Raw genomic sequence first — 23800 nt, forward strand, 5'->3', positions numbered from 1 at the left:
CTTACGATACCGGAAAGAAGCGGAGTTGAATAAAAGTGGGAAAAGAAACAGGGACACCATCGACTACCATCGACCGTACGTTTATTCGGCTCGGCGAAACGATCGATGCGCTCGTATCGAAAGATTTTACGGCGAGAGGCATCTCGCATGAGCTGTATGAGCAAGCCCGCGCCCAGACCGGGCTGCCGCTGACGACCGCCGCCGCGGCATTGCTTGTGCGGCATGTGCGTCCCGGCGATCGGGTGCTTATCTTTACCGGCTGGCCATCGCGGTCCTGGCTGATTCGCGGCTTGACCGAAACGGACGGACCTGTGGGTGCCGCCGTGCTGGCTCGTGCGATCGAGCAAGGACTCGGTGCGATACCGATTGTCGTCATGGAGCAATCGCTCCTTCCGTTCGGAGAAACGGCGCTTCGCGCGGCCGGACTGATCGTAAGCGATTTGCAAACGGCGCTTCGTTCCAAACCGGGGCCACCTTCGGCTGCTGTCGCGGCTGCGATTGCCTACCCGACCGATTGGGAGGCCGGCCGTGCGGCGGCAGATGCGTTCCTTCAGGAGCTCGGGCCGGCGGCGCTTATTGCAGTTGAACTGCCGGGAGCCAATGCGGAAGACAAGTATCACAATGTAACGGCGAGAGAAGTGCCTTCCCAGTTGGTCATCAAGGCGGATATCTTGTTCCGCGAAGCCGGCCGGCGTCGCATCCCCACGATCGGCATCGGGGACGGCGGCAATGAGCTCGGCATGGGCAACGTCAAGCAAGCGATCGTTCAACATTTGAAAAATGGCGACACCGTCGCGCCGGTTACCGAGGTCGACGTGCTGATCGCATCCAATATATCGAACTGGGGCGCATACGGGTTGGCTGCCATGCTGTCGGCCATGATCGGCAAACCGGACATTATCCGGGGCATCAGCGTTTCCCGAATCACCCAGCGTCTTGTCGACGCAGGCGCTATCGACGGCCTGACCGCATACGTCGACGCCAAAAATGACGGGACGAGCCAGGAGATCAACGAGGCGCTGATGGGGCTCATGCATATGGCGGCGACAATGCACCTTAACGGATGGGCGAAAGGCTAAGAGAAGGAGGAATTCGCGATGGACCCTTATGAATCGATTGGCCTGCCGCGTGTCGTGAATGCCGCCGGCAAAATGACGTATCTCGGCAGCTCGGCCGTTCTGCCGGAAGTGGCGGAGGCGATGGCCCAGGCGGCGCAAAGCTATGTCGATATGGCCGCGCTCAAACGGACGATCAACGACCGCACGGGCGGGTTGGCCGGTGCGGAGGCGGCTTGCGTCACGGCAAGCGCCGCGGCGGGCATCGTTATATCGGTGGCCGCGGCGTTGACCGGCACTGATTTGGCGGCTATTGAGGCGCTGCCGGATATAACGGGCCCCAAGCGCGAGGTTATTTTACAAAAGGGGCATGTCGTAAATTTCGGCGCCAACCTGGCGCAGATGATTCGTATGACCGGCGCGCGCCTTGTCGAGATCGGCACAGTGAACGGCGTCAAGCCGTACCATTTGGAAAGCGCGTTGTCCGAAACGACGGCTGCCATTGTATATGTGGTGTCGCATCATGCGGTATCCAACGAGATGCTGACGCTGCCGCAAGTCGCGGCCATCGCGGCGAAGCGCGGCGTACCTGTGATTGTCGACGCCGCGGCGGAGGTCGATCTTGCGCTGTATATATCGCAAGGGGCCGATCTTGTCGTCTATAGCGGGCACAAGGCGATCGGCGGACCGACTTCGGGTTTGATTGTCGGCCGTAAGCCGTTGATCGACGCATGTATGATGCAAGAAAAAGGATACGGACGCGCCATGAAGCTGGGCAAAGAGAACCTGATCGGCTTCTACAAGGCGTTGGAAGCTTACGTTCGCCAGCAGCCGGAAGCGGCGCAGGAGCGTTGTTTGCGCGTAACGGAGGAGCTTCAGCGGGAATTGGCCGATTTGCCCGGCATTGCGACGAGCATCGTCTGGGATGCCACACGGCCGATCCCGCGTCTGCTGGTGACCGTGCAGGCCGGCGCGGGCCGAACGGCGAAGGAAGTCATCCGGCTGCTGGAAGCCGGCAACCCGTCGATCCGGACCCGAAACCACCTGGTGGACGAAGGCATCATCCAGTTCGATCCGCGGGAGCTGAAGCCGGAAGAGACGAAGATCATCCGGCAAGCGCTGACCATGATTCTGACGTAATTTGGCTATAAGATTGGGACCTGGCGCGATTGGGGATTGGTCAAGGGGATAGGGGGAGAGACAATGGAATGGTTTGAACACGCGATCGGCGGAAGCGTCATCCTGAACGTCCAGACGAGCTCGCTTGGCGCCTCGTTGGCTGCGCATCAACTGCTGGGCCGCGCCGTATTCGTTGGCGTCATGGCTCGCGATTATCCGAATTTGGCCGACGGGGCCGCCTATATCGGGCGCTTGCACGAAGCCGGTATACAAGTGTCCGCCGGACTCGGCGACGGCAGCCCCGACGAGTGGGAACGGGCGCTACAGCTGGCGCTGGCGGCTCGTCCGCCGCATTTGAATCAAATTTTTTCGGCGGCGGCGCTCTCGCAATTCGCGCTCCGGCGCGAAGGAGCGCATACCGTCGTGAACGCCATGATCCGCCCTGCCGGCGAGCCGGGCATTGTGTCGCTCGGCACCGGTCCGCTCAGCGGCAGAATGGCAGGCGGGGTACGAGTGCCGGCGGATGCGGCGATTGCCATGATGTGCGAGATGGGTATCGTGTCGGTGAAACTGTTTCCGATCGAGGGCGACCTCCGGCTGGACGAAGTGCGCGCGGTCGCCCGCGCGGTTGCAGCCGCCGATATGATGCTGGAGCCAACCGGCGGCATAACCCCGGACAATGTGGCGCGTGTGGTCGATGCTTGCCTCGCCGAAGGGGTGAGGTGCGTTATGCCGCATTTATACGGTTCGCTGAAGGACCCGTCGACGAATGATCTCGACATCGCCAGACTGGAACGTGCCGCTCGCGAAGTGGAGCGGTTGTTCGCGGGGAGCGGAGCATGACCGCGCGCGGGGCGGACGGGCAGCGGTCCGGCAGCGGCAATTCCGACCCTGCGGAGTCGGGCGGTCGCGAGCTGCTGCTTGCGGTTGACATCGGCTCCACGCTGGTCAAGGTGGCATTGATCAGGGTTGCGGACGGCGCGATAATCGCTGCCGGTAAAACGACGCTGCCCGTCGAACGTACGGGCGAACGAGCGGAATTGAAGGCGGAAGCGTTGTGGGCGGCATTTGTGTCAGCAGTGCAGGCCGTTCACCGGCAGACGGCGGACGTTGCTGCACGGCTTGAAGCGGTAAGCGTGACGTCGCAAATGGCCGGTCTGGTGCTGCTGGACGAACGGTTTCGACCGGTGCGGGGCATGATTCCCGGTGTCGACAGCCGCGGTGCCGCGTACGTGGAGGCGTTCGCCGAACGGCTCCAGGAGCCGCTCGTCTATGCGCGTACCGGCTGCCCGCCGATCGGCATCTACCCGAGCGTGAAGCTGATCGGTTTGCGGGCAGAAGAGCCGGATGCCTTGCGGCGCACGCGTTTCATCGGCGGCGTCAAGGAATATGTCGTGCAGCGGCTGACCGGCCGTTGGGTGACCGATCCGGCAACGGCTTCCTGCACGCAGCTGTACGACCAGCGATCCGGCGATTGGTGGCCGGAAGCGATTGCGGCGATCGGCATCAAGAGCGGCATGCTGCCGACGCTTCTCGCTCCGGAGGAAACGGCGGGGTCGCTGATGGCGCCTGCCGCCCGGGAACTGGGCTTGTTCGAGGGCATGCCGGTATTGGTAGGCACAGGCGACGGACCTGCCGCGAACTTGTCGACCGGCGCGATCACCTCCGCCGAGCTTTGCGTTTCATTCGGTACGACCGCCGTAACGCGCTATTTTTCGGAGGAGAACCCGGCTTTCGAAGTGGCGCCGGCAGCCGAGGAAGGGACGGAGGCGGCGATGCGGCGGCGGACGTTCCGCCAGCATTTCGGCGGCCGGCTGTTTTTGCACGGCTGCCGGCTGGAAGGCGCGGGGCCTGCGCTGGAGCCGCTGCTGCCGGCATTTGCAGACGAGACGGCCCCATTGCCGGCGCGCACGATGGGCGACGGCGCGCTGCAGTTCGACCCGTATGCCGAAGAAGAGGCGAATCGTTTTGTCGGCGGCGGCGAATCCGTCGGCCGCGGCGAACGGCTGCGCGCAGTGCAGGACGGCATCCTGCTCGCGCTGCACCGGGGGATGGCGCCGGCGCTTGCGGGCCGCGGCTTCCGCGACATTCGGCCGATCGGCGGCGGCATGGCGAACCGGCCGTGGATGCAGGATATGGCCGACTTGTTTCAACTGCCGGTAGTGCTTACGCAGGGTGGGGACGGCACCCTCGGCGCAGCGATGATCGCGCTGAAAGGGCTTGGGGTCGTCCCGACATGGCGGCATGCTGCCGAACGTATCGTTCGCCTAACCGGCGTGCTTGAACCGAATGTCGCGGTTCGCGACGACTGGCGGCGATGCGCGGAGCGATTCCGATTGCTGCAGGAAAGGAGAGGACGGGCATGAAGGAGCAGTTGCTGTCGGTGCGCAATCTTGTGACGGCGTTTCGCACCGGGAGGGGCACGGTGCGCGCCGTGGACGGCATTTCGTTCGACGTGGCGTACGGGGAAACGGTCGGCATCGTCGGCGAGTCGGGCAGCGGCAAAAGCGTGACGTCATTGTCGGTTATGGGGCTCGTCAAGCATCCGGGCGTCGTGCTCGAAGGCTCGATCCGCTTCCGCGGCCAAGAGCTGGCCGGATGTCGGCCGAAGGAATGGCGGGCTATTCGCGGCAAGGAAATGGCGATGATTTTTCAAGAACCGATGACGTCGCTCAATCCGGTATTGACCATCGGCGAACAATTGGCCGAAACGATCCGGCTTCATCAAAGCCGCGGGCGTATGGAAGCGATGAAGCGAGCCGCCGACCTGCTGGAGAAGGTCGGCATTCCGATGGCGGAGGCGCGGCTGCGCCAATACCCGCATCAGCTTTCCGGCGGCATGCGGCAGCGGGTGATGATAGCGATGGCGTTGTCCTGCGATCCGCAGCTGCTGATCGCCGACGAACCGACGACGGCGCTCGATGTGACGATTCAGGCGCAAATTCTCGATTTGCTAAAGCGGCTGAACCGGTTTGAAGGCATGGGGTTGTTGATGGTGACGCACGACCTCGGCGTCGTTGCCGAAACTTGCGAACGCGTCATCGTGATGTACGCCGGACGAATCGTGGAGCAAGGCCCGGTTGCCGACGTATTCCGTGATCCGCGGCATCCGTATACAGCGGCGTTGTTGCAGTCCATCCCTGTCATCGGCAAGGAACGCGGCCGGTTGTTTTCCATTCCCGGCAGCGTGCCGTCGCCGCATGCGATGCCGGCGGGATGCCGGTTCCATCCGCGCTGCGCGCACGCCTTCGACCGCTGCACGCAGCAGATGCCGCAGCTTCGGGAAGCGGGCAACGGCAGAATGGCGGCCTGCTGGTATGCGGAGCAGCTCGGACTGCAGCCGACGCAATCGCTTGCGGTTGGCGATGCCGCACGAAAGGGGAAAGCGCCATGGGAAACGTAACGGCAGCACGCGGCGCGGCTTCCGGACCGGCGGTCCCCTCTCCGCCTCCGCTCGTGCAGGTGGAGGGGCTGTCGAAGCATTTTGCGACCGAACGCAAGCTGTTCGGCAAGCCGGCCGGAACAGTGAAGGCGGTGAACGGGCTGACCTTCGACATTCGGGACGGCGAAACGTTTGCGCTTGTCGGCGAATCCGGCTGCGGCAAAAGTACGGCAAGCCGCTTGATTCTGCGTCTGCTTGACCCAACGTCGGGGACGGTGAAGTTTCAGGGGAACGATCTGTTTGCCTTGTCGCGGAAGCGGATGCGCGAGATGAGGCGGCACATGCAGATCATTTTCCAGGACCCGTTCGGATCGCTGAACCCGCGGATGAAAATACAGGATATTATCGCCGAGCCGCTGGTCGCTCATCGGGAAGGCAATGCCGCCGCACGGCTGCGCCGCGTCAAGGAGCTGATGCAAATCGTAGGGTTGAGCGAAGAGATGCTGCAGCGCTATCCGCATGAATTTTCCGGCGGCCAGCGGCAGCGGATCAGCATCGCGCGGGCGCTGGCGCTCCAACCGAAGCTCGTCGTCTGCGACGAGGCGGTATCGGCGCTCGACGTTTCGATACAGGCGCAGGTATTGAATTTGCTGCAGGAGCTGCAACAGCGGTTTGGTTTAACTTACTTGTTCGTCTCGCACAATCTGAGTGTCGTCCATCACATTGCCGACCGCGTCGGCGTGATGTATTTGGGGCGGCTGGTCGAGCTGGGCGAGGTAGATGCGATTTTTAATCAGCCGGCCCATCCTTACACGCAAGCGCTGTTATCGGCCATTCCGGAAATCGAACCGGAGCGGCGGCGCGAGCGGATCTTGCTGCAGGGGGACTTGCCCAGCCCGACGAATCCCCCGTCCGGCTGCCCGTTCCATACCCGTTGCCCCTATGCGCAGCCACGCTGCGAGACGACGGAACCGATGTTCCGCGAAACTGCGGACGGCCACTGGTCGGCTTGCCACTATCCATTGGCGGCTATGACTTGATCGGCCCGCTGTCCGACAGCCGCTTCTTCCCGAACGGGGATGAGGCGGCTTTTTAGCAACCGCATCACGAAGCATCACTGCGCGGAAGGGTTGCTCCTCCGATCGCTTGTTGTTTTCGGATGGCCTGGAATCAACGAGGTCAAGGTGGCCATCCGAAAATAAAGGCGACCGCTGCCGCTTCTCCGGAGCACCCCTTCTACTCCGCTACTTGCGTGAAACATCAGCAATGCAAACGAAGCTTCACGCCTTAACCGCTGCGCGGAAGGGGTGCTCCTCCGATCGCTTCTTGTTTTCGGATGCCCGGGATCAACGAGTCCAAGGTTGGCATCAAATAGGCACTTCAAGCCAAATAGCAAGTGAAATCACTGGCTATTTGGATGAGGGCGGCCGTTTTTGACGAAATAGGCAATAAAACATGGCCTATTTCGCGAAGCGCCTTACTCGAGCAGCCCAGAAGCAAATTTGTAAACAGACGGAGGGGAGAATGCGGCGCATCAAACAAAGTGTCAACTTTATGAGGGGGGCTCCTACCGTGCGGCTGCATCACCAGCCGCTGCGTCCGCCTGCCATCCTGCAATATGCGGATGGAGAAACTGCCATTGCCCGAAATCGTCAGGGCACATGAAGTTGTGCCCTGCGTGCGGCGGCCGTTGGGGCAAAAGGATTTTCAGCCGCCGCGGAAGCGGGGGGCGGCGGCACAAAGAAGCGAGCGAAGCAATGCGCCGGCGGCGGCGATTCGCAATGTTTGAAAGCAGAGGCGAGGGGGCGGGAGCGGAGAGCGGGGGGTGGTGTGGAGAAGCGGCAGCGTTCGCCTTTGTTTTCCGGATTCATCATTCGACCTGATTGATTCAGAAGAATCCGGAAAACAAGAAGCGATCGGAATACCAACCCCCGCGCGCAGCGGGAGCGAAAAATCGCCCGTGTTTCTCTATATAATAGAAGAAACGCAACAAGAAATCGTTTCGCAAAAAAAACTGGGCATTTACTGAAAATTTTCTTGCGTTTCATTTTCATTTTTTATATAATAGTGAACGTTGGTCTGTGACGATGCGATGATGCGAGAGGTTGCTGATACACCCGGCCCCTTTGCCATGGTGAGTGATCAGGAGATTTTCGCGGAGTAGGTCCGATAACTGATATTGGGCGATAGAAGGAGGGACTTATATGGCAAAACAAAAGATTCGAATCCGTTTGAAGGCGTACGATCACAGAATTCTCGATCAATCCGCCGAGAAGATTGTGGAAACCGCAAAACGTTCCGGTGCAGGTGTGTCCGGGCCGATTCCGCTTCCGACCGAGAAGCAAATCATCACGATTTTGCGCGCGGTACACAAGTACAAGGATTCCCGGGAACAATTCGAAATGCGCACGCACAAGCGCTTGATCGACATTGTCAACCCGACGCCGCAAACAGTCGATGCGCTGATGCGTCTTGACTTGCCGTCTGGCGTAGACATTGAAATCAAGCTTTAATAATCGAACAACAAACGTAAAAGGAACGAGGTGTCAACATTGACCAAAGGTATCTTAGGGAAGAAGCTGGGGATGACCCAAGTGTTTACCCCGGAAGGATTGGTTGTACCGGTTACCGTAATCCAAGCAGGCCCTTGCGTGGTGCTGCAGAAGAAAGATGCGGACAACGACGGGTACGAGGCCATCCAAATCGGTTTTGACGACAAGAAAGAAAGCCGCGCCAACAAACCGGAGCTGGGCCATGCGAAGAAAGCGGGCGCAGCGCCTAAGCGCTACATTAAAGAAGTTCGCGGAGTCCAGTTGACGGACTATGAGGTAGGACAGGAACTGAAAGCGGACCTGTTCGCCGAAGGCGAATTCGTCGATGTAACAGGCACTTCCAAAGGCAAAGGCTTTACCGGTACAATCAAGCGTTGGGGACAATCGCGCGGCCCGATGGCTCACGGTTCCCGTTACCATCGCGGACCGGGTTCGATGGGTTCGATCCAGGCGAACCGCGTACCGAAAGGCAAACACTTGCCGGGTCACATGGGGCAAGAGACCGTCACGCTGCAAAACCTGCAAATCGTGAAAGTCGACGCCGATCGCAACGTTATTCTCGTAAAAGGCTCGATTCCAGGAGCTAAAAATAGCTACGTCAGCATCAAAACAACGGTGAAAAAGTAACAGGTTCAGAAAGGAGGATCCTACATGCCTAAAGTATCGGTATACAACGTAAGCGGCGCGCAAGTGGGCGAAATCGAGCTCGCGGACAGCGTGTTCGGCATCGAGCCCAACAAGTACGCGCTTCACGATGCAGTCGTTATGCAGCAAGCTTCGCAACGCCTAGGCACGCACAAAGTCAAAGGACGTTCGGAAGTCCGCGGCGGCGGTCGCAAGCCTTGGAAACAGAAAGGAACCGGCCGCGCTCGTCAAGGCTCCATTCGCGCTCCGCAATGGAAAGGCGGCGGCGTTGTGTTTGGACCGACTCCGCGCAGCTACGGCTTCAAATTGCCGAAGAAAGTGCGTCGTCTCGCGATCAAATCGGCGCTTTCCTCGAAAGTGGCGGAGAACGAAATTATCGTATTGGATCAACTGAGCTTCAGCCAGCCGAAAACGAAAGAATTCGTTGCCGTGCTGAACAACCTGAAAGTTGGCAAGAAAGCGCTCGTGGTAGCAGCCGATTTCGATGACAATGTGGCTCTTTCCGCACGCAACGTGCCCGGCGTAAAATTCGTTACGGCCGAAGGCATCAACGTGTTGGACGTGCTGGTGCACGACAAGCTGATCATCACGAAAGCGGCGGTAGAGAAAGTGGAGGAGGTGCTTGCGTAATGAAAAATCCACGCGATATTATCAAGCGCCCGGTGATTACGGAACGGACTAGCGATCTGATGGCGATCAAGAAGTACGCTTTTGAAGTCGACAAGCGCGCGAACAAAACCGAAATCAAACAAGCGATCGAACAGATTTTCAAAGTAAAAGTTACGGGTGTCAACACGATGAACATGCCGGCGAAGCCGAAGCGTTACGGCCGCCACGAAGGCTATACGTCCGAGTGGAAAAAAGCCATCGTTACTTTGAGCCCGGAAAGCAAAGAACTCGAATTTTTTGAATCGGTATAACCGAAATCCTGTCAAGCAAGGAGGGAATCTACGTGCCAGTTAAAAAGTACAAACCGACATCCCCGGCTCGGCGTGCGATGAGCGTTTCGACGTTCGAAGAAATCACCACATCGACACCGGAGAAATCGCTCTTAGCACCTCTTTTCAAGAAAGCGGGCCGCAACAACCAAGGCAAAATTACGGTACGCCATCACGGCGGCGGACATAAACGCCAATACCGGATCATCGATTTCAAACGGAACAAAGATGGCATACCAGGTCGCGTTGCTACAATCGAGTATGACCCGAACCGTTCCGCCAACATCGCGTTGATCCACTATGTAGACGGCGAGAAGCGTTATATCATCGCGCCGAAAGGCCTGAAGGTAGACGACGTGATCGAATCCGGCGCAGGCGCCGACATCAAAACCGGCAACGCGCTTCCGCTCGAGAACATTCCGGTCGGTACGATCATCCACAACATCGAATTGAAGCCGGGCAAAGGCGGCCAGCTCGTACGCGCTGCCGGCACCGAAGCTCAATTGCTTGGTAAAGAGGAAGAGTACGTGACGATTCGTCTGTCGTCCGGCGAAATGCGCAAAATACTGAAAGTATGCCGCGCTACAGTCGGTTCGGTCGGCAACGAAGACCACGAGCTCGTGAAGATCGGTAAAGCAGGCCGCGCTCGTTGGCTCGGCAAACGTCCGGAAGTTCGCGGCGTCGTCATGAACCCGAACGATCACCCGCACGGCGGTGGCGAAGGCCGCGCTCCGATCGGCCGCAAGTCGCCTATGTCCCCTTGGGGCAAACCGACTCTCGGCTACAAAACCCGCAAGAAGAAAAAAGCTTCGGACCAATACATCGTACGCCGCCGCACGAAGTAATCGCTGCGCTAGCCTGATGTACATTCGCAAGGTTCATGTGAAGGGAGGATCTCTATGGGACGCAGTTTGAAGAAAGGCCCATTCGTCGACGACTATTTGCTGAAGAAAGTGGACGCTATCTCCGGTACGCAGAAGAAGACAGTCATCAAAACGTGGTCGCGCCGCTCGACGATTTTTCCACAATTTATCGGACATACTTTCGGCGTATATGACGGCAAGAAGCACGTGCCGGTCTACGTGACGGAAGACATGGTCGGACACAAACTCGGCGAATTCGCGCCGACGCGCACGTACAAAGGTCATACCGACGACGACAAAAAAACCGGCAAACGTTAAGTTGCCGCCAAGCTTTAAGCGACATGTTCGAGAGGAGGGTATTCCATGCAAGCAACAGCTAATGCAAGATTCATCCGCATCGCTCCTCGCAAGGTGCAGCTGGTCATCGATCTGATCCGCGGCAAGCAAGTAGGCGAAGCGATTTCGATTTTGCGCCATACGCCGCGTGCGGCATCGCCTGTGGTGGAGAAGATTTTGAGCGCGGCGATCGCCAATGCGGAGCACAATCATTCCTTGGATCCGGAGAAGCTCGTGATTACGCAAGCGTTCGTCAACCAAGGGCCGACGATGAAACGGTTCCGCGAACGCGCTATGGGCCGTGCAAGCAGGATCAACAAACGCACCAGCCACATCACTTTGGTGGTAGCCGAGAAATAAGGAGGGATAACGAGTGGGTCAAAAAGTAAATCCGGTCGGTCTTCGCATCGGGATCATCCGGGACTGGGAGTCCAAATGGTACGCAGGCAAGGACTACGGCGATCTGCTGCTTGAGGACGTCAAAATCCGCGAGTATTTGAAAGGGAAACTGAAAGATTCCGCAGTGTCCCATATCGATATCGAACGTGCGGCCAACCGCGTAAACGTGACGATCCATACGGCCAAGCCCGGCATGGTGATCGGCAAAGGCGGCGCCGAAGTCGAAGTGATTCGCAATTACATTGCGAAACTGTCGAACAAGAAAGTGCACATCAACATTACGGAAATCAGAACCCCTGACCTCGACGCCATCTTGGTCGCCGAAAGCATCGCCCAGCAGCTGGAACGCCGTGTATCGTTCCGCCGCGCGATGAAACAAGCGATTCAACGTTCGATGCGCGCCGGAGCCAAAGGGATCAAAACCGGCGTGAGCGGTCGCCTCGGCGGCGCCGAAATCGCCCGTTCGGAAGGCTACAGCGAAGGAACGGTTCCGCTTCACACGCTCCGCGCCGATATCGATTACGGCACAGCTGAAGCGCACACTACTTACGGTCGCATCGGCGTCAAAGTCTGGATCTACCGTGGAGAAGTTCTTCCGCCAGCCAAGAAGAAGGTTGTTCAGGAAGGAGGAAACTGATCATGTTGGTACCTAAACGCGTCAAACACCGCAAAGAGCATCGCGGCAACATGAAGGGCAACGCCAAAGGCGGTACGGAAATCGTATTCGGCGAATATGGCCTGGTGGCTGTCGAGCCGGCTTGGGTAACCAACCGTCAAATCGAAGCCGCTCGTATCGCGATGACCCGTTACATCAAGCGGGGCGGTAAAGTATGGATCAAAATTTTCCCGGCCAAGCCGATTACGCAAAAGCCGCTTGAAGTCCGGATGGGTAGCGGTAAAGGTAACGTCGAGAAATGGGTTTCCGTCGTCAAACCGGGCAAGATCCTGTTCGAGATGGCCGGCGTAACCGAAGAAATCGCACGCGAAGCGATGCGTCTTGCGGCTCACAAGCTGCCGATCAAGACGAAATTCGTGAAACGTGAAGAACTGGGTGGTGAAGCAAATGAAGGCTAGTGAGTTTCGTAACTTAACCACTGCTGAGATCGAGCAAAAAATCGCCGGGTTCAAGGAAGAACTGTTCAACCTCCGCTTTCAGATGGCTACCGGTCAGCTCGACAACCCGACGCAAATTCGCGATGTGCGCAAGGAAATTGCACGGGCCAAAACCATTTTGCGCGAAAGAGAACTCGGGATCGGCTAATTGGCCAAGACACGGGAAGGAGGAGCTTAAATGGCTGAGCAACGCAACGAACGCAGGGTGCAAATTGGCAAAGTCGTCAGCGACAAGATGGACAAAACGATCGTCGTCGCGGTCGAAACGTACAAGAAGCACAACCTGTATCATAAACGCATCAAGTACACGAAGAAATTCAAGGCTCACGACGAGAACAACCAAGCCAAGATCGGCGACACCGTGAAAATCATGGAAACGCGCCCGCTGTCCAAAGACAAGTGCTGGCGGTTGGTTGAGGTCGTAGAAGAAGCCGTTGTTATTTAACCCAGCTTAGCTGAAAGGAGGGCATTCGCATGATTCAACCATTTACACGGTTAAGCGCGGCAGACAATTCCGGAGCGAAGAAGCTGATGTGCATTCGCGTGTTGGGCGGTACGGGACGTCGTGTCGGCCATATCGGCGACTTGATCATCTGCTCCGTTAAAGAAGCAACACCAGGTGGCGTTGTCAAGAAGGGCGACGTAGTCAAAGCGGTTATCGTTCGTACGAAGCGCGGCGCTCGTCGGAAAGACGGTTCCTACATCACCTTCGACGAGAACGCAGCCGTTATCGTCAAGGACGACAAGAGCCCTCGCGGCACCCGGATCTTCGGACCAGTGGCTCGCGAGCTGCGCGATAAGGATTTCATGAAAATCGTATCGCTGGCGCCAGAAGTTATCTAAGACTGCCCGCACTGCCGGGTTCGAATAAGCTTACGACGATAGCTTTTTTCTAGGAGGTGTAAGATCGATGCCGAAACAACCGAAGAAATTGGAGTCCCACAACCACAAGCTGCACGTCAAAAAAGACGACACGGTGTTTGTGATCACCGGTAAAGATAAAGGCAAAAAGGGTCGCGTTATCGCCGCTTATCCGCGCGAGAATCGCGTGCTCGTGGAAGGCATTAACATGATCAAGAAGCATGCGAAGCCGACGCAACAAAATCCGCAAGGCGGGATTTTGAACCAGGAAGCGCCGATTCACGCTTCGAACGTCATGCTGATCGATCCGAAGAGCGGCCAACCGACACGGATCGGCTACAAAGTGCTCGACAACGGCAAAAAAGTGCGCGTTGCGAAAAAATCGGGCGAAATTATCGACTAAGAGTAAAGTTGGAAAGGAGGTCCACGTTACATGGCAGCAAGAATGAAAGATCGTTATCTGAACGAAATCACTCCCGCTTTGATGCAGAAGTTTAACTATACAACGGTCATGCAAGTGCCGAAGGTCGAGAAGGTTGTCATCAACATGGGTGTTGGCGAAGCCGTTGCGAACTCGAAGGTACTGGACGCCGCCGTACAAGATCTGCAATTGATCTCCGGCCAGAAGCCGGTCATCACGAAGTCGAAGAAATCGATCGCCGGCTTCAAGCTTCGCGAGAACATGCCGATCGGCACGAAGGTTACGCTGCGCGGCGAGCGCATGTACCATTTCCTCGACAAGCTGTTCAACGTGGCGCTGCCGCGGGTACGCGACTTCCAAGGCGTATCGCGCAAAGCGTTCGACGGCCGCGGCAACTACACGCTCGGTCTGAAAGAACAGCTGATCTTCCCGGAAATCGAGTACGACAAAATTGACAAAACCCGCGGTATGGACATCGTCATCGTCACTACGGCGAAATCGGATGAAGAATCGCGTGAATTGTTGACCCAACTCGGGTTGCCCTTTACGAAATAAGAGGCTGCGTAAAGCCGACGGAGGTGTTAATTAGGTGGCAAAAACGTCGATGATCGTCAAGCAGCAGCGCGAACCGAAGTTCAAGGTGCAAGCCTACACGCGTTGCGAACGTTGCGGTCGGCCGCATTCCGTTCTGCGCAAATTCAAAATTTGCCGGATTTGTTTCCGCGAATTAGCTTATAAAGGCCAGATTCCTGGCGTCAGAAAAGCAAGCTGGTAAAATCCCCGATTCGGGAAGGAGGTACGCTACTATGGTAATGTCAGATCCTATTGCAGATATGCTCACGCGTATCCGTAACGCCAATATCGTTCGTCACGAAACAGTGGAAATTCCCGCTTCGAAGCAGAAGAAGGAAATCGCGGAAATTCTGAAACGCGAAGGTTTCATTCGTGACGCCGAATACGTGCAAGACAACAAACACGGGATTATCCGGTTGTTCCTGAAATACGGCCCGAACAACGAGCGTGTCATTTCCGGTCTGAAGCGCATCAGCAAACCGGGCTTGCGCGTTTACACGAAGAGCCAGGAAGTACCGCGCGTTCTGGGCGGACTGGGGATGGCGATCATCTCGACGTCGCGCGGCATCATGACGGATAAAGAAGCTCGCCAGGCGAAATCCGGCGGCGAAGTTATCTGCTACGTGTGGTAATCAATTCGCATAAGAATGGAGGTGCAATAGATGTCCCGTATTGGTCGTAAACCAATCAATGTTCCGAGCGGCGTAACCATCACGCTGGCCGACACCAACATTACGGTGCAAGGCCCGAAAGGTTCGCTTTCCCGGGAACTTCATAAAGATATGAAAGTAACGGTCGACGGCAACGTCATCAACGTGGAGCGTCCGTCCGACAACAAGCTGCATCGTTCCCTGCATGGCACCACCCGTTCCGTTGTGGCCAACATGGTCAACGGTGTGACCGAAGGGTTCTCGAAGAACCTGGATCTGGTCGGCGTCGGCTATCGTGCCAACAAGAACGGCAACAAACTGGTACTGAACGTCGGCTATTCGCACCCGGTGGAGATCCAGCCGGAGAACGGTATCGAGTTTGAAGTTCCTACCAATACTAAAATTATTGTCAAAGGCATCGACAAAGAGCTTGTCGGCGCTACGGCGGCTAAAGTGCGTTCGGTACGCGAGCCCGAGCCGTATAAAGGCAAAGGCATCAAGTACGAAGGCGAACGGATTCTCCGCAAGGAAGGTAAAGCAGGCAAGAAGAAATAAGGCTGCCTAGCTGAAAGGAGTGAACAAGGGCAATGATCACGAAAGCTGACAAAAATCAGACTCGTCTGAAACGGCACCTTCGCGTACGCAAAAAAATCGAAGGCACGGCAGCACGTCCGCGCCTCAATATATTCCGTTCCTCGAAGCATATGTATGCTCAGTTGATCGACGACGTGAAGGGCGTTACGCTTGCATCGGCTTCGACCAACGACAAGGAAATTCGCGAAGCGATCGGCAACGGCGGGAACATCGACTCCGCCAAGCAAGTAGGCGCATTGATCGCGAAGCGCGCGAAAGAACAAGGTTTTGTGAAGGTCGTATTCGACCGCGGCGGTTACCTGTACCACGGACGCGTTCAAGCGCTCGCTGATGCGGCACGCGAAGCGGGACTCGAATTTTAAGCTTGAATCACCCATAAGGAGGTAAACGACTTGCGTGTAGATCCGAATACATTAGATCTGAAAGATAAGACAGTCCACATCAATCGCGTCGCCAAGGTAGTCAAAGGCGGACGCCGTTTCAGCTTTAGTGCTCTGGTCGTCGTCGGCGACGGCAACGGCTGGGTCGGAGCAGGCATCGGCAAAGCTTCCGAAGTCGGCGACGCCATCAAGAAAGGCATCGAAGACGCGAAGAAGAACCTGATCCACATTCCGATCGTCGGCACGACGATTCCGCATCAAGTCATCGGTCGTTTCGGCGCAGGCCGCGTGCTGCTGAAACCGGCATCCGAAGGTACCGGCGTTATTGCCGGCGGTCCGGTTCGTGCGGTTCTTGAGCTTGCAGGCATCGGCGACATCTTGACGAAGTCGCTCGGTTCTTCGAACTCCAACAACATGGTGAACGCAACGCTTGAAGGCTTGCAACGCCTCAAGAGAGCCGAAGAAGTGGCCAAACTTCGCGGCAAAACCGTTGCCGAACTGTTAGGTTAGGAGGAAATACAATGGCGAAACTGCAAATTACGTTGAAGCGCAGCCTGATCGGCCGTCCCGAAGGTCAACGCGCGTCCGTGCAAACGCTCGGACTTCGCAAGCTGCATCAAACGGTCGTTCACGAAGACAATGCGGCGATCCGCGGCGTTGTCGGCAAAGTGAGCCACCTGGTCGAAGTGAAAGTAGTCGAAGCGTAATCGTTCCGAGGAACGTACTATTCATGACAAATACACTAAGGAGGTGCGTAAGCGATGAAGTTACATGAACTCGGCCCAGCGGAAGGTTCCCGCCAGCCGCGCAAGCGGATCGGCCGCGGGATCGGAAGCGGCACGGGCAAAACGGCAGGCAAAGGTCACAAGGGTCAAAACGCGCGCTCCGGCGGTGGCGTTCGCCCTGGCTTTGAAGGCGGCCAAAACCCGATTTATCGCCGTTTGCCAAAACGCGGTTTCACGAACTTTACCCGCAAAGAGTTTGCGATTGTCAACTTGACTGAACTTGCCAAATTTGCCGCAGGCACAGAAGTTACACCGGAATTGCTGCTTGAGTCCGGTATCGTCAAAAATCCGAAGAGTGGCATCAAGATTTTGGGTGACGGCGAACTGAACGTGCAATTGACTGTTAAAGCAAACAAGTTCTCTCAATCTGCGGTGGATAAAATCCAGGCTGCCGGCGGTAAAACCGAGGTGATTTAATGTTCGCGACCATCTCAAATATTTTGAAGATCGGCGACCTGCGCAAGCGGATCGTATTTACCCTGATGATCCTGATCGTGTATCGGATCGGGTCGTTCATCCCGGTGCCGAACATCGATCAGGAGGTTCTGAAAGCAGCCGACCGCTCCGGCAACGACGTATTCGGCTTGCTGAACACGTTCTCCGGCGGCGCGCTGTTCAACTTCTCGATCTTCGCGATGGGGATTATGCCGTACATCACCTCTTCGATCATCGTGCAGCTGCTGTCGATGGACGTCATTCCGAAGTTCGCGCAATGGGCGAAAGAAGGAGAGATCGGCCGTAAAAAGATGACGCAAGTCACTCGTTACGGTACGGTCGTTCTTGGTTTGATCCAGGCATTCGCGCTGTCGTACGGCTTTAACCGTATGTACAGCCAACCGCTTGTCATCGACCCGAGCTTTGCCACTTACGCGCTCATCGCGCTCGTGCTCACCGCAGGGACGTCGTTCCTGATGTGGCTCGGCGAAATGATTACGGAGAACGGCATTGGCAACGGGATTTCTGTCATTATCTTCGCGGGTATTGTCGCCAGCTTCCCGACAAGCATCCGTCAAGTGTATCAACAGTACTTTGTCGATGCCGGGGATGCGCTGTTCCTGAACATCCTCATGGTGCTGCTCATGATTGTTGCGGTGATCCTGATTTTTGTGCTCGTCATCTTCGTGCAGCAGGGCGTGCGCAAAATTCCGGTGCAATATGCCAAACGCGTAGTCGGCCGCAAGATGTACGGCGGTCAAACGACGCACATCCCGCTCAAGGTTAACGCGGCGGGCGTCATTCCGGTTATCTTCGCGATTTCGCTCGTCAGCTTTCCGCCGACAATCGCCCAGTTCTGGCACGGCAATATCGTAGCCGACTGGATCGTGAAGAACCTCAGCATCAACAACAATTCCGCGTTGCTCGGCATGGTGCTGTATGTGCTGCTGATCATCGGCTTCACGTATTTCTACACCTTTGTCCAAATCAACCCGGTGCAAATGGCGGAGCAAATGAAGAAGAACGGCGGCTATATCCCGGGCATTCGTCCAGGCAAGACGACTTCGACTTACCTGACGCGCGTCATGAACCGGATTACGCTGACGGGCGCTTTGTTTTTGGCCTTTATCTCGATTCTGCCGATGGTATTCGCCAGCGTGGCGGGTCTTCCGAACACGGTGCGCGTCGGCGGCACGTCGCTGCTCATCGTCGTAGGCGTTGCGCTAGAAACGATGAAGCAAATCGAGAGCCAGTTGATCAAACGTCACTACAAAGGGTTTATCAATAAGTAACCACGAACGAAATCGATTCCGATTTCCGGCGAGGCGCCGATGCATCGGAGGAGGTAAACGATGAACGTCATATTTATGGGCCCTCCGGGCGCAGGCAAAGGAACACAAGCGGAACGCATTGTCAGCGAGTTCGGCATCCCGCACATCTCTACCGGGGACGCGTTTCGTTCGGCGATGAGCCAAGGCACGCCGCTCGGAGTCGAAGCGAAGAAATTCGTCGACCAAGGGCTTCTCGTACCGGACGAAATCACGATCGGCATTGTGCGCGACCGGCTTGCGCACGACGATTGCAAGCGCGGCTTCCTGCTGGACGGTTTCCCGCGGACGATTTCCCAGGCGGAAGCGCTCGACGAGATTTTGTCGGCCTCCGGCCGCGGCATCGATCACGTCATCAACCTGACGGTTGACCGCGGTTTGCTGCTGGCCCGTTTGACGGGACGCCGGATCTGCAAGTCGTGCGGCTCCACCTACCATGTGCTGTTCAACCAGCCGAAGGCGGAAGGCGTATGCGACAAGTGCGGCGGTTCGCTGTACCAGCGTTCCGACGATACCGAAGAGAAGGTCGGCACCCGTCTTGACGAGTACGTGAGCAAAACGGCGCCGCTGCTTGCGTTCTACAGCGAGCAAGGCAAGTTGCGGGAAGTTGACGGCGAACAGGAAATTGAGGCTGTTACCGGACAGATCGACTCGCTGCTGAGAGGTCAAGCCTGATGATCATTATCAAATCCGCGGACGAATTGAACATCATGCGCAGGGCTGGGCAGATCGTGGCGGAAACGCACCGGTTGCTTGCCAAAGCCATCGTACCCGGTGTGTCGACCAAGGAATTGGATCAAATGGCCGATCAGTACATTCGCAGCCAGGGCGCGATTCCGTCCTTCAAAGGCTACAACGGTTTTCCCGGCAGCATCTGTGCTTCCGTCAACGACGAGCTGGTACACGGCATCCCGGGTCCCAGGAAGCTCGCCGAAGGCGACATTATCAGCATAGACATTGGCGCGCAATACAAAGGCTATCACGGAGATTCGGCCTGGACCTATCCGGTCGGGACGATATCCGAAACGGCTCGGCGGCTGCTCGACATTACCGAGAAGTCGCTATATGCCGGACTGGCGCTGGCGATGCCGGATACGCGATTGTTCACCATTTCGCACGCGATTCAGCAGTGCGTTGAAGAGGAAGGCTTCTCCATCGTGCGGGAATATGTCGGTCACGGCATCGGCGCAAAGCTGCATGAAGAGCCGCAAATTCCGAATTACGGGCCGCCGGGACGCGGTCCCAGGCTGAAGCCCGGCATGGTGCTGGCGATCGAACCGATGGTGAACGTCGGCGAACGGTTCGTGAAAACGCTGGAGGACGATTGGACCGTGGTGACGGTGGACGGCTCGCTCTGCTGCCATTTCGAGCATACGGTTGCCATTACGGCGGACGGCTGCGAGATTTTAACCAAGCGGGAGATGTAGGTGACCGTGCCATGAGTCAAAGCAAACCTGCCCCGCAGCTTGGGCAAGTAGTCCGAATCGTCCGCGGCAGAGAAACGGACAAATTTGCCGTCGTGATCGCCATCGTCGATGAACGGTTCGTGCACATTGCCGACGGCGACAAGCGCAAATTCGATCAACCGAAGAAGAAGAACGTGCAGCATCTTCAACTGCAGCCAGAGATCAGCCGCGAGGTGGCCGACAGCATTCGCGAAACCGGCCGCGTGACCAATGGAAAACTGCGATATGCGTTAGCCCGATTCGCCGAACAGCGCGAAGCGGAAGCGCAACAGAGAGGAGAATGACGGTTGGCCAAAGAGGACGTAATCGAAGTGGAAGGTACTGTGATCGAGCCTCTTCCAAACGCGATGTTTAAAGTGCAGCTCGAGAATGGACATAAGGTGCTGGCGCACGTGTCGGGCAAAATTCGGATGCACTTCATCCGCATCCTGCCCGGCGACAAGGTTACGGTGGAACTGTCGCCCTATGATCTGACGCGAGGCCGGATAACGTATCGCTTTAAATGATAAATGAACGCGGAATAACCGGACATTCAGGCGAATGTTCAAACAGGAGGTAAAGATCATGAAGGTGAGACCGTCCGTCAAACCGATTTGCGAAAAATGCAAAGTCATTAAACGCAAAGGCAACGTAATGGTGATCTGCGAAAATCCGAAACACAAACAAAAACAAGGATAAGGGGGTGCACTTGCAACCATGGCCCGTATAGCTGGAGTAGACTTGCCTCGCGACAAGCGAGTGGAAATCGCGCTGACTTACATTTTCGGCATCGGCAGAACGACTTCGCAAAACATCTTGAAAAGCACCGGCATTAACTTCGACACTCGCGTTCGCGATTTGACCGAAGACGAAGTAAGCCGCCTGCGCGAAGCGATCGACAAAGTCGGCAAAGTGGAAGGCGATCTTCGCCGCGAAATCGCGCTGAACATCAAACGTCTGATCGAAATCGGCTGCTATCGTGGAATTCGTCACCGCCGCGGCTTGCCTGTTCGCGGACAACGCACGAAAACAAACGCTCGTACGCGTAAAGGTCCTCGCCGTACTGTAGCGAACAAGAAGAAATAATAAGGAGGGATAAGACCAGTGGCAAAACCGAAAGCAAAAGTAGCCCGTACGAAACGTCGTGACCGCAAAAATATCGAATCCGGCGTGGCGCATATCCGTTCCACGTTTAACAATACGATCGTAACGATTACCGATCCGCACGGTAATGCGATTTCCTGGGCAAGCTCGGGCAATCTCGGCTTCAAAGGCTCGCGCAAAAGCACGCCGTTCGCCGCGCAAATGGCTGCCGAATCCGCTGCCAAAGCCGCCATGGAGCATGGCATGAAAACCGTCGAGGTCATGGTCAAAGGTCCGGGCGCCGGCCGCGAAGCCGCTATCCGTTCCTTGCAAGCCGCAGGCCTTGAAGTGAACATGATTAAAGACGTGACTCCAGTCCCGCACAATGGATGCCGCCCGCCTAAACGTCGTCGCGTTTAATGATGCATGGTATAAATATCCGCAACATGTGAATAATGGTGTTGAAGGATAGGCATACTATCTGTTTCTTTGCTTGTTACCGGAAAGACACTCATGTCCGCCTGGTTACCAGCGGAAGCCTGAATGCATAGACGGTTCAGGAAAGGTAGCGACGTCGAAGGAGGGTTAGTAGTCATGATCGAAATCGAAAAACCGAAAATCGAAACCATCGCATTGAGCGAAGAAGGCACATACGGCAAGTTCGTCGTCGAGCCGCTGGAGCGCGGTTACGGCACGACGCTTGGCAACTCGCTTCGCCGCATTCTGCTCTCTTCTTTGCCCGGCGCGGCGGTTAACTCCGTTCAGATCGACGGCGTGCTGCACGAATTCTCGACGATTCCCGGCGTACTTGAAGATGTGACGGAAATTATTTTGAATCTCAAGGCGCTGTCGCTGAAGATTCATTCCGATGAGGAGAAAGTGCTCGAAATCGACGCGGAAGGCGACGGCCGCATTACGGCTGGCGACATTCGGGCCGATTCCGACGTGGAGATCCTCAATCCCGATCTGCATATCGCGACGCTGTCGCCCGATGCGCGCCTGCACATGCGCATTCATGCGAGCAGAGGCCGCGGCTATGTACCGGCAGACAAGAACAAGCGTGAAGACCAGCCGATCGGCGTCATTCCGGTCGATTCGATCTATACGCCGATCAGCCGCGTGAATTACAGCGTCGAGAATACGCGCGTAGGTCAAGTAACGAACTACGACAAGCTAACCCTCGAGGTTTGGACGGACGGAAGCATTCGTCCGGAAGAAGCGGTAAGTCTGGGCGCCAAAATCTTGACGGAGCATCTGTTCCTGTTCGTCGGTCTCACGGATGAAGCGAAAGACGCGGAAATCATGGTGGAGAAGGAAGAGGACAAAAAAGAGAAAGTGCTGGAAATGACCATCGAAGAGCTGGATCTTTCCGTACGTTCCTATAACTGTCTGAAACGCGCCGGCATCAATACGGTGCAGGAGCTCATCACCAAGACCGAAGAAGATATGATGAAGGTCCGCAACCTGGGCCGCAAATCGCTGGAAGAAGTGCAGGAGAAGCTCGAAGAGCTTGGACTCGGCCTTCGGATGGAAGACTAGCTTCACAAATCAGTAAGGAGGTACCATCATGGCATACCAAAAACTCGGTCGCGATGCCAGCGCGCGCAAAGCTTTGTTCCGCGACCTGGTTACCGACCTGTTCATTCAAGAGCGTATCCAAACGACGGAAGCGAAAGCGAAAGAAGTTCGCTCCATCGCCGAGAAGCTCATCACGCTTGCGAAGCGCGGCGATCTTCATGCCCGCCGTCAAGTAGCATCCTTCGTTCGCCGCGAGCCGGTTAACGACGATCAAGACGCGATTCAGAAGCTTTTCGCCGAGCTGGCGCCTCGTTATTCCGAGCGTGCAGGCGGCTATACGCGGATTCTGAAGCTCGGTCCTCGCCGCGGCGACGCTGCGCCTATGGTTTACCTGGAGCTTGTCGACCGCGCATAACGTTTCTTAGCGAATGGCTTCAGGGCCTCGATCGTCCCGAGTCAAGCTATCGCAGGCAGCACTTCGGCGGAGGGTCCCGTGAAACATTTGGTGATGGTTGTCAGTTACGAAGGGACGGCATACGAAGGGTTCCAAACGCAGCCAAACGGCAACACCGTTCAGGATAAGCTGCAGGATGCGATTTGGCACCTGACCGGCGAAAGGATCGAGATTGAAGCGTCGGGCAGAACCGATGCCGGCGTTCACGCTCTCGCGCAAGTGTTCCATTTTGCCACGAATTCGCGTATTCCGCTGGAGCGGTGGTGCCTGGCGCTTAACGGCAGGCTTCCGGATGATATTGTGATTCGGTCGGCCGAAGAAACGACAGCCCAGTTCCACGCACGATACTCGGCTGTTTCCAAGACGTACCGGTACAGTATCCGCCGTTCGCGTTGGCCCAATGAGTTCACGCGGCGAACGGAGTTTCATCATCCGACCCCGCTCGATGTCGAGCGGATGCGCGAAGCGCTGGCTCACTTCAAGGGGGAGCACGATTTCACTTCCTTTTGCTCCGCCCGCACGCCGGTAGGATCACACGTGCGCACCATATACGACGCCCGAATCGAATTCGTGCCGGAAGGATCGGATTATTATGGTGGAGCAGGTGTGATCCATATTTATATTACCGGCAGCGGATTTTTGCAGCATATGGTGAGAATTATCGTCGGCACGTTGATGGACGTCGGCGAAGGCAAGCGGCCAAGCGACTCCATTCCGGCCATTCTGGCAGCCAGGAACCGCAGGAGAGCGGGACCGACCGCCATGGCGCATGGACTGACGATGATGGAAGTTAAGTATTGATATCGTTCCTAATCTGTAGTACAATTATAAAGCTGTTCTTTTTGATTGGCACACCCACTGCCCCGGATCG

Annotated in this window: 39 protein-coding genes; all 39 read left to right on the forward strand. The window is 56.7% G+C overall.

The features are described 5' to 3' along the window. Positions 1-35: 35 nt before the first annotated feature. The 39 genes from EXY20_RS32120 (at position 36) to truA (ending at position 23730) form a co-directional block, all read left to right on the forward strand. Positions 36-1079: a glutamate cyclase domain-containing protein gene (locus EXY20_RS32120; RefSeq protein ID WP_167859677.1), complete on the forward strand. Its 1044-nt coding sequence runs from the start codon at positions 36-38 to the stop codon at positions 1077-1079. 18 nt (positions 1080-1097) lie between these two features. Further along, positions 1098-2195 (forward strand): aminotransferase class V-fold PLP-dependent enzyme, encoded by a 1098-nt coding sequence (locus EXY20_RS32125; protein WP_135556518.1) that lies wholly within the window; start codon positions 1098-1100, stop codon positions 2193-2195. A gap of 63 nt (positions 2196-2258) precedes the next feature. After that, entirely contained in the window at positions 2259-3017 is a 759-nt protein-coding gene (locus EXY20_RS32130; RefSeq protein ID WP_135556519.1) for a KDGP aldolase, read from the forward strand. Next, complete coding sequence (locus EXY20_RS32135; protein ID WP_135556520.1) at positions 3014-4540, forward strand: xylulokinase; 1527 nt, start codon at positions 3014-3016, stop codon at positions 4538-4540. Before EXY20_RS32130 ends, EXY20_RS32135 begins: the two co-directional genes overlap by 4 nt. Continuing rightward, positions 4537-5577, forward strand: a complete 1041-nt coding sequence (locus EXY20_RS32140) for an ABC transporter ATP-binding protein (RefSeq protein ID WP_207671362.1) — start codon at positions 4537-4539, stop codon at positions 5575-5577. The genes EXY20_RS32135 and EXY20_RS32140 overlap by 4 nt, the downstream gene beginning before the upstream one ends. Further along, complete coding sequence (locus tag EXY20_RS32145) at positions 5565-6596, forward strand: ABC transporter ATP-binding protein (protein WP_207671363.1); 1032 nt, start codon at positions 5565-5567, stop codon at positions 6594-6596. The genes EXY20_RS32140 and EXY20_RS32145 overlap by 13 nt, the downstream gene beginning before the upstream one ends. Positions 6597-7381: 785 nt before the next feature. Further along, positions 7382-7585: a hypothetical protein gene (locus EXY20_RS32150; protein ID WP_135556522.1), complete on the forward strand. Its 204-nt coding sequence runs from the start codon at positions 7382-7384 to the stop codon at positions 7583-7585. 175 nt (positions 7586-7760) lie between these two features. Further along, complete coding sequence (rpsJ, locus tag EXY20_RS32155) at positions 7761-8069, forward strand: 30S ribosomal protein S10 (RefSeq protein ID WP_005544556.1); 309 nt, start codon at positions 7761-7763, stop codon at positions 8067-8069. A 39-nt stretch (positions 8070-8108) separates the two neighbouring features. Then, entirely contained in the window at positions 8109-8735 is a 627-nt protein-coding gene (gene rplC, locus EXY20_RS32160) for a 50S ribosomal protein L3 (protein ID WP_135556523.1), read from the forward strand. Between the two features lie 24 nt (positions 8736-8759). Continuing rightward, entirely contained in the window at positions 8760-9383 is a 624-nt protein-coding gene (rplD, locus tag EXY20_RS32165) for a 50S ribosomal protein L4 (RefSeq protein WP_135556524.1), read from the forward strand. Beyond that, on the forward strand, positions 9383-9673 hold the full coding sequence (gene rplW, locus EXY20_RS32170; protein ID WP_135556525.1) for a 50S ribosomal protein L23: 291 nt from the start codon (positions 9383-9385) through the stop codon (positions 9671-9673). Before rplD ends, rplW begins: the two co-directional genes overlap by 1 nt. Before the next feature lie 32 nt (positions 9674-9705). Then, positions 9706-10536, forward strand: coding sequence for a 50S ribosomal protein L2 (gene rplB / locus EXY20_RS32175; protein WP_135556526.1), 831 nt, complete (start codon positions 9706-9708; stop codon positions 10534-10536). Between the two features lie 54 nt (positions 10537-10590). Beyond that, positions 10591-10872, forward strand: a complete 282-nt coding sequence (rpsS, locus tag EXY20_RS32180; RefSeq protein ID WP_135556527.1) for a 30S ribosomal protein S19 — start codon at positions 10591-10593, stop codon at positions 10870-10872. Between the two features lie 45 nt (positions 10873-10917). Next, on the forward strand, positions 10918-11250 hold the full coding sequence (gene rplV / locus EXY20_RS32185; protein ID WP_135556528.1) for a 50S ribosomal protein L22: 333 nt from the start codon (positions 10918-10920) through the stop codon (positions 11248-11250). A gap of 13 nt (positions 11251-11263) precedes the next feature. Then, the gene (gene rpsC, locus EXY20_RS32190; protein ID WP_135556529.1) at positions 11264-11926 is read left to right on the forward strand and encodes a 30S ribosomal protein S3; all 663 of its coding nucleotides are present in this window, start codon (positions 11264-11266) and stop codon (positions 11924-11926) included. A 2-nt stretch (positions 11927-11928) separates the two neighbouring features. Then, the gene (rplP, locus tag EXY20_RS32195; protein WP_135556530.1) at positions 11929-12363 is read left to right on the forward strand and encodes a 50S ribosomal protein L16; all 435 of its coding nucleotides are present in this window, start codon (positions 11929-11931) and stop codon (positions 12361-12363) included. Next, the gene (gene rpmC / locus EXY20_RS32200; protein ID WP_135556531.1) at positions 12353-12550 is read left to right on the forward strand and encodes a 50S ribosomal protein L29; all 198 of its coding nucleotides are present in this window, start codon (positions 12353-12355) and stop codon (positions 12548-12550) included. The genes rplP and rpmC overlap by 11 nt, the downstream gene beginning before the upstream one ends. Before the next feature lie 30 nt (positions 12551-12580). After that, the gene (rpsQ, locus tag EXY20_RS32205) at positions 12581-12847 is read left to right on the forward strand and encodes a 30S ribosomal protein S17 (RefSeq protein ID WP_135556532.1); all 267 of its coding nucleotides are present in this window, start codon (positions 12581-12583) and stop codon (positions 12845-12847) included. A gap of 29 nt (positions 12848-12876) precedes the next feature. Then, entirely contained in the window at positions 12877-13245 is a 369-nt protein-coding gene (gene rplN / locus EXY20_RS32210; RefSeq protein ID WP_135556533.1) for a 50S ribosomal protein L14, read from the forward strand. Positions 13246-13312: 67 nt separating this feature from the next. Beyond that, a complete protein-coding gene (gene rplX, locus EXY20_RS32215) occupies positions 13313-13666 on the forward strand; it encodes a 50S ribosomal protein L24 (RefSeq protein ID WP_235886297.1) in 354 nt (117 codons plus the stop codon). A 30-nt stretch (positions 13667-13696) separates the two neighbouring features. Continuing rightward, positions 13697-14239, forward strand: coding sequence for a 50S ribosomal protein L5 (gene rplE, locus EXY20_RS32220; RefSeq protein WP_135556534.1), 543 nt, complete (start codon positions 13697-13699; stop codon positions 14237-14239). A gap of 34 nt (positions 14240-14273) precedes the next feature. After that, a complete protein-coding gene (locus EXY20_RS32225) occupies positions 14274-14459 on the forward strand; it encodes a type Z 30S ribosomal protein S14 (RefSeq protein ID WP_135556535.1) in 186 nt (61 codons plus the stop codon). A 31-nt stretch (positions 14460-14490) separates the two neighbouring features. Further along, complete coding sequence (gene rpsH, locus EXY20_RS32230; RefSeq protein WP_135556536.1) at positions 14491-14889, forward strand: 30S ribosomal protein S8; 399 nt, start codon at positions 14491-14493, stop codon at positions 14887-14889. Between the two features lie 30 nt (positions 14890-14919). Next, positions 14920-15462, forward strand: a complete 543-nt coding sequence (rplF, locus tag EXY20_RS32235) for a 50S ribosomal protein L6 (RefSeq protein WP_135556537.1) — start codon at positions 14920-14922, stop codon at positions 15460-15462. 32 nt (positions 15463-15494) lie between these two features. Then, entirely contained in the window at positions 15495-15863 is a 369-nt protein-coding gene (gene rplR / locus EXY20_RS32240) for a 50S ribosomal protein L18 (RefSeq protein WP_135556538.1), read from the forward strand. A 30-nt stretch (positions 15864-15893) separates the two neighbouring features. Then, entirely contained in the window at positions 15894-16391 is a 498-nt protein-coding gene (gene rpsE / locus EXY20_RS32245; protein ID WP_135556539.1) for a 30S ribosomal protein S5, read from the forward strand. A gap of 11 nt (positions 16392-16402) precedes the next feature. After that, on the forward strand, positions 16403-16588 hold the full coding sequence (gene rpmD, locus EXY20_RS32250; protein WP_135556540.1) for a 50S ribosomal protein L30: 186 nt from the start codon (positions 16403-16405) through the stop codon (positions 16586-16588). A gap of 54 nt (positions 16589-16642) precedes the next feature. After that, positions 16643-17083, forward strand: a complete 441-nt coding sequence (rplO, locus tag EXY20_RS32255) for a 50S ribosomal protein L15 (protein ID WP_135556541.1) — start codon at positions 16643-16645, stop codon at positions 17081-17083. Continuing rightward, entirely contained in the window at positions 17083-18393 is a 1311-nt protein-coding gene (gene secY, locus EXY20_RS32260) for a preprotein translocase subunit SecY (protein WP_135556542.1), read from the forward strand. The genes rplO and secY overlap by 1 nt, the downstream gene beginning before the upstream one ends. Positions 18394-18453: 60 nt before the next feature. Then, positions 18454-19104: an adenylate kinase gene (locus EXY20_RS32265; RefSeq protein WP_135556543.1), complete on the forward strand. Its 651-nt coding sequence runs from the start codon at positions 18454-18456 to the stop codon at positions 19102-19104. Further along, positions 19104-19856, forward strand: a complete 753-nt coding sequence (map, locus tag EXY20_RS32270) for a type I methionyl aminopeptidase (RefSeq protein WP_135556544.1) — start codon at positions 19104-19106, stop codon at positions 19854-19856. The genes EXY20_RS32265 and map overlap by 1 nt, the downstream gene beginning before the upstream one ends. Positions 19857-19867: 11 nt before the next feature. Next, positions 19868-20179, forward strand: a complete 312-nt coding sequence (locus EXY20_RS32275) for a KOW domain-containing RNA-binding protein (RefSeq protein ID WP_135556545.1) — start codon at positions 19868-19870, stop codon at positions 20177-20179. 3 nt (positions 20180-20182) lie between these two features. Beyond that, positions 20183-20401, forward strand: a complete 219-nt coding sequence (gene infA, locus EXY20_RS32280) for a translation initiation factor IF-1 (RefSeq protein ID WP_135556546.1) — start codon at positions 20183-20185, stop codon at positions 20399-20401. A 58-nt stretch (positions 20402-20459) separates the two neighbouring features. After that, positions 20460-20573, forward strand: a complete 114-nt coding sequence (gene rpmJ, locus EXY20_RS32285; RefSeq protein WP_023388342.1) for a 50S ribosomal protein L36 — start codon at positions 20460-20462, stop codon at positions 20571-20573. Between the two features lie 18 nt (positions 20574-20591). Next, entirely contained in the window at positions 20592-20960 is a 369-nt protein-coding gene (gene rpsM, locus EXY20_RS32290) for a 30S ribosomal protein S13 (protein ID WP_135556547.1), read from the forward strand. An 18-nt stretch (positions 20961-20978) separates the two neighbouring features. Beyond that, entirely contained in the window at positions 20979-21377 is a 399-nt protein-coding gene (gene rpsK / locus EXY20_RS32295; RefSeq protein ID WP_135556548.1) for a 30S ribosomal protein S11, read from the forward strand. A gap of 174 nt (positions 21378-21551) precedes the next feature. After that, entirely contained in the window at positions 21552-22496 is a 945-nt protein-coding gene (locus EXY20_RS32300) for a DNA-directed RNA polymerase subunit alpha (protein ID WP_135556549.1), read from the forward strand. A gap of 28 nt (positions 22497-22524) precedes the next feature. Next, entirely contained in the window at positions 22525-22890 is a 366-nt protein-coding gene (rplQ, locus tag EXY20_RS32305; RefSeq protein ID WP_135556550.1) for a 50S ribosomal protein L17, read from the forward strand. Between the two features lie 78 nt (positions 22891-22968). Beyond that, positions 22969-23730 carry a tRNA pseudouridine(38-40) synthase TruA gene (gene truA / locus EXY20_RS32310; RefSeq protein WP_135556551.1) on the forward strand — a complete coding sequence of 254 codons (762 nt, stop codon included), beginning with the start codon at positions 22969-22971 and terminating at the stop codon, positions 23728-23730. The last annotated feature ends 70 nt before the right edge of the window (positions 23731-23800 follow it).

It is taken from the genome of Paenibacillus cymbidii (assembly GCF_004764705.1).
GTDB classification, from domain to species: Bacteria; Bacillota; Bacilli; order Paenibacillales; family NBRC-103111; genus Paenibacillus_AN; species Paenibacillus_AN cymbidii.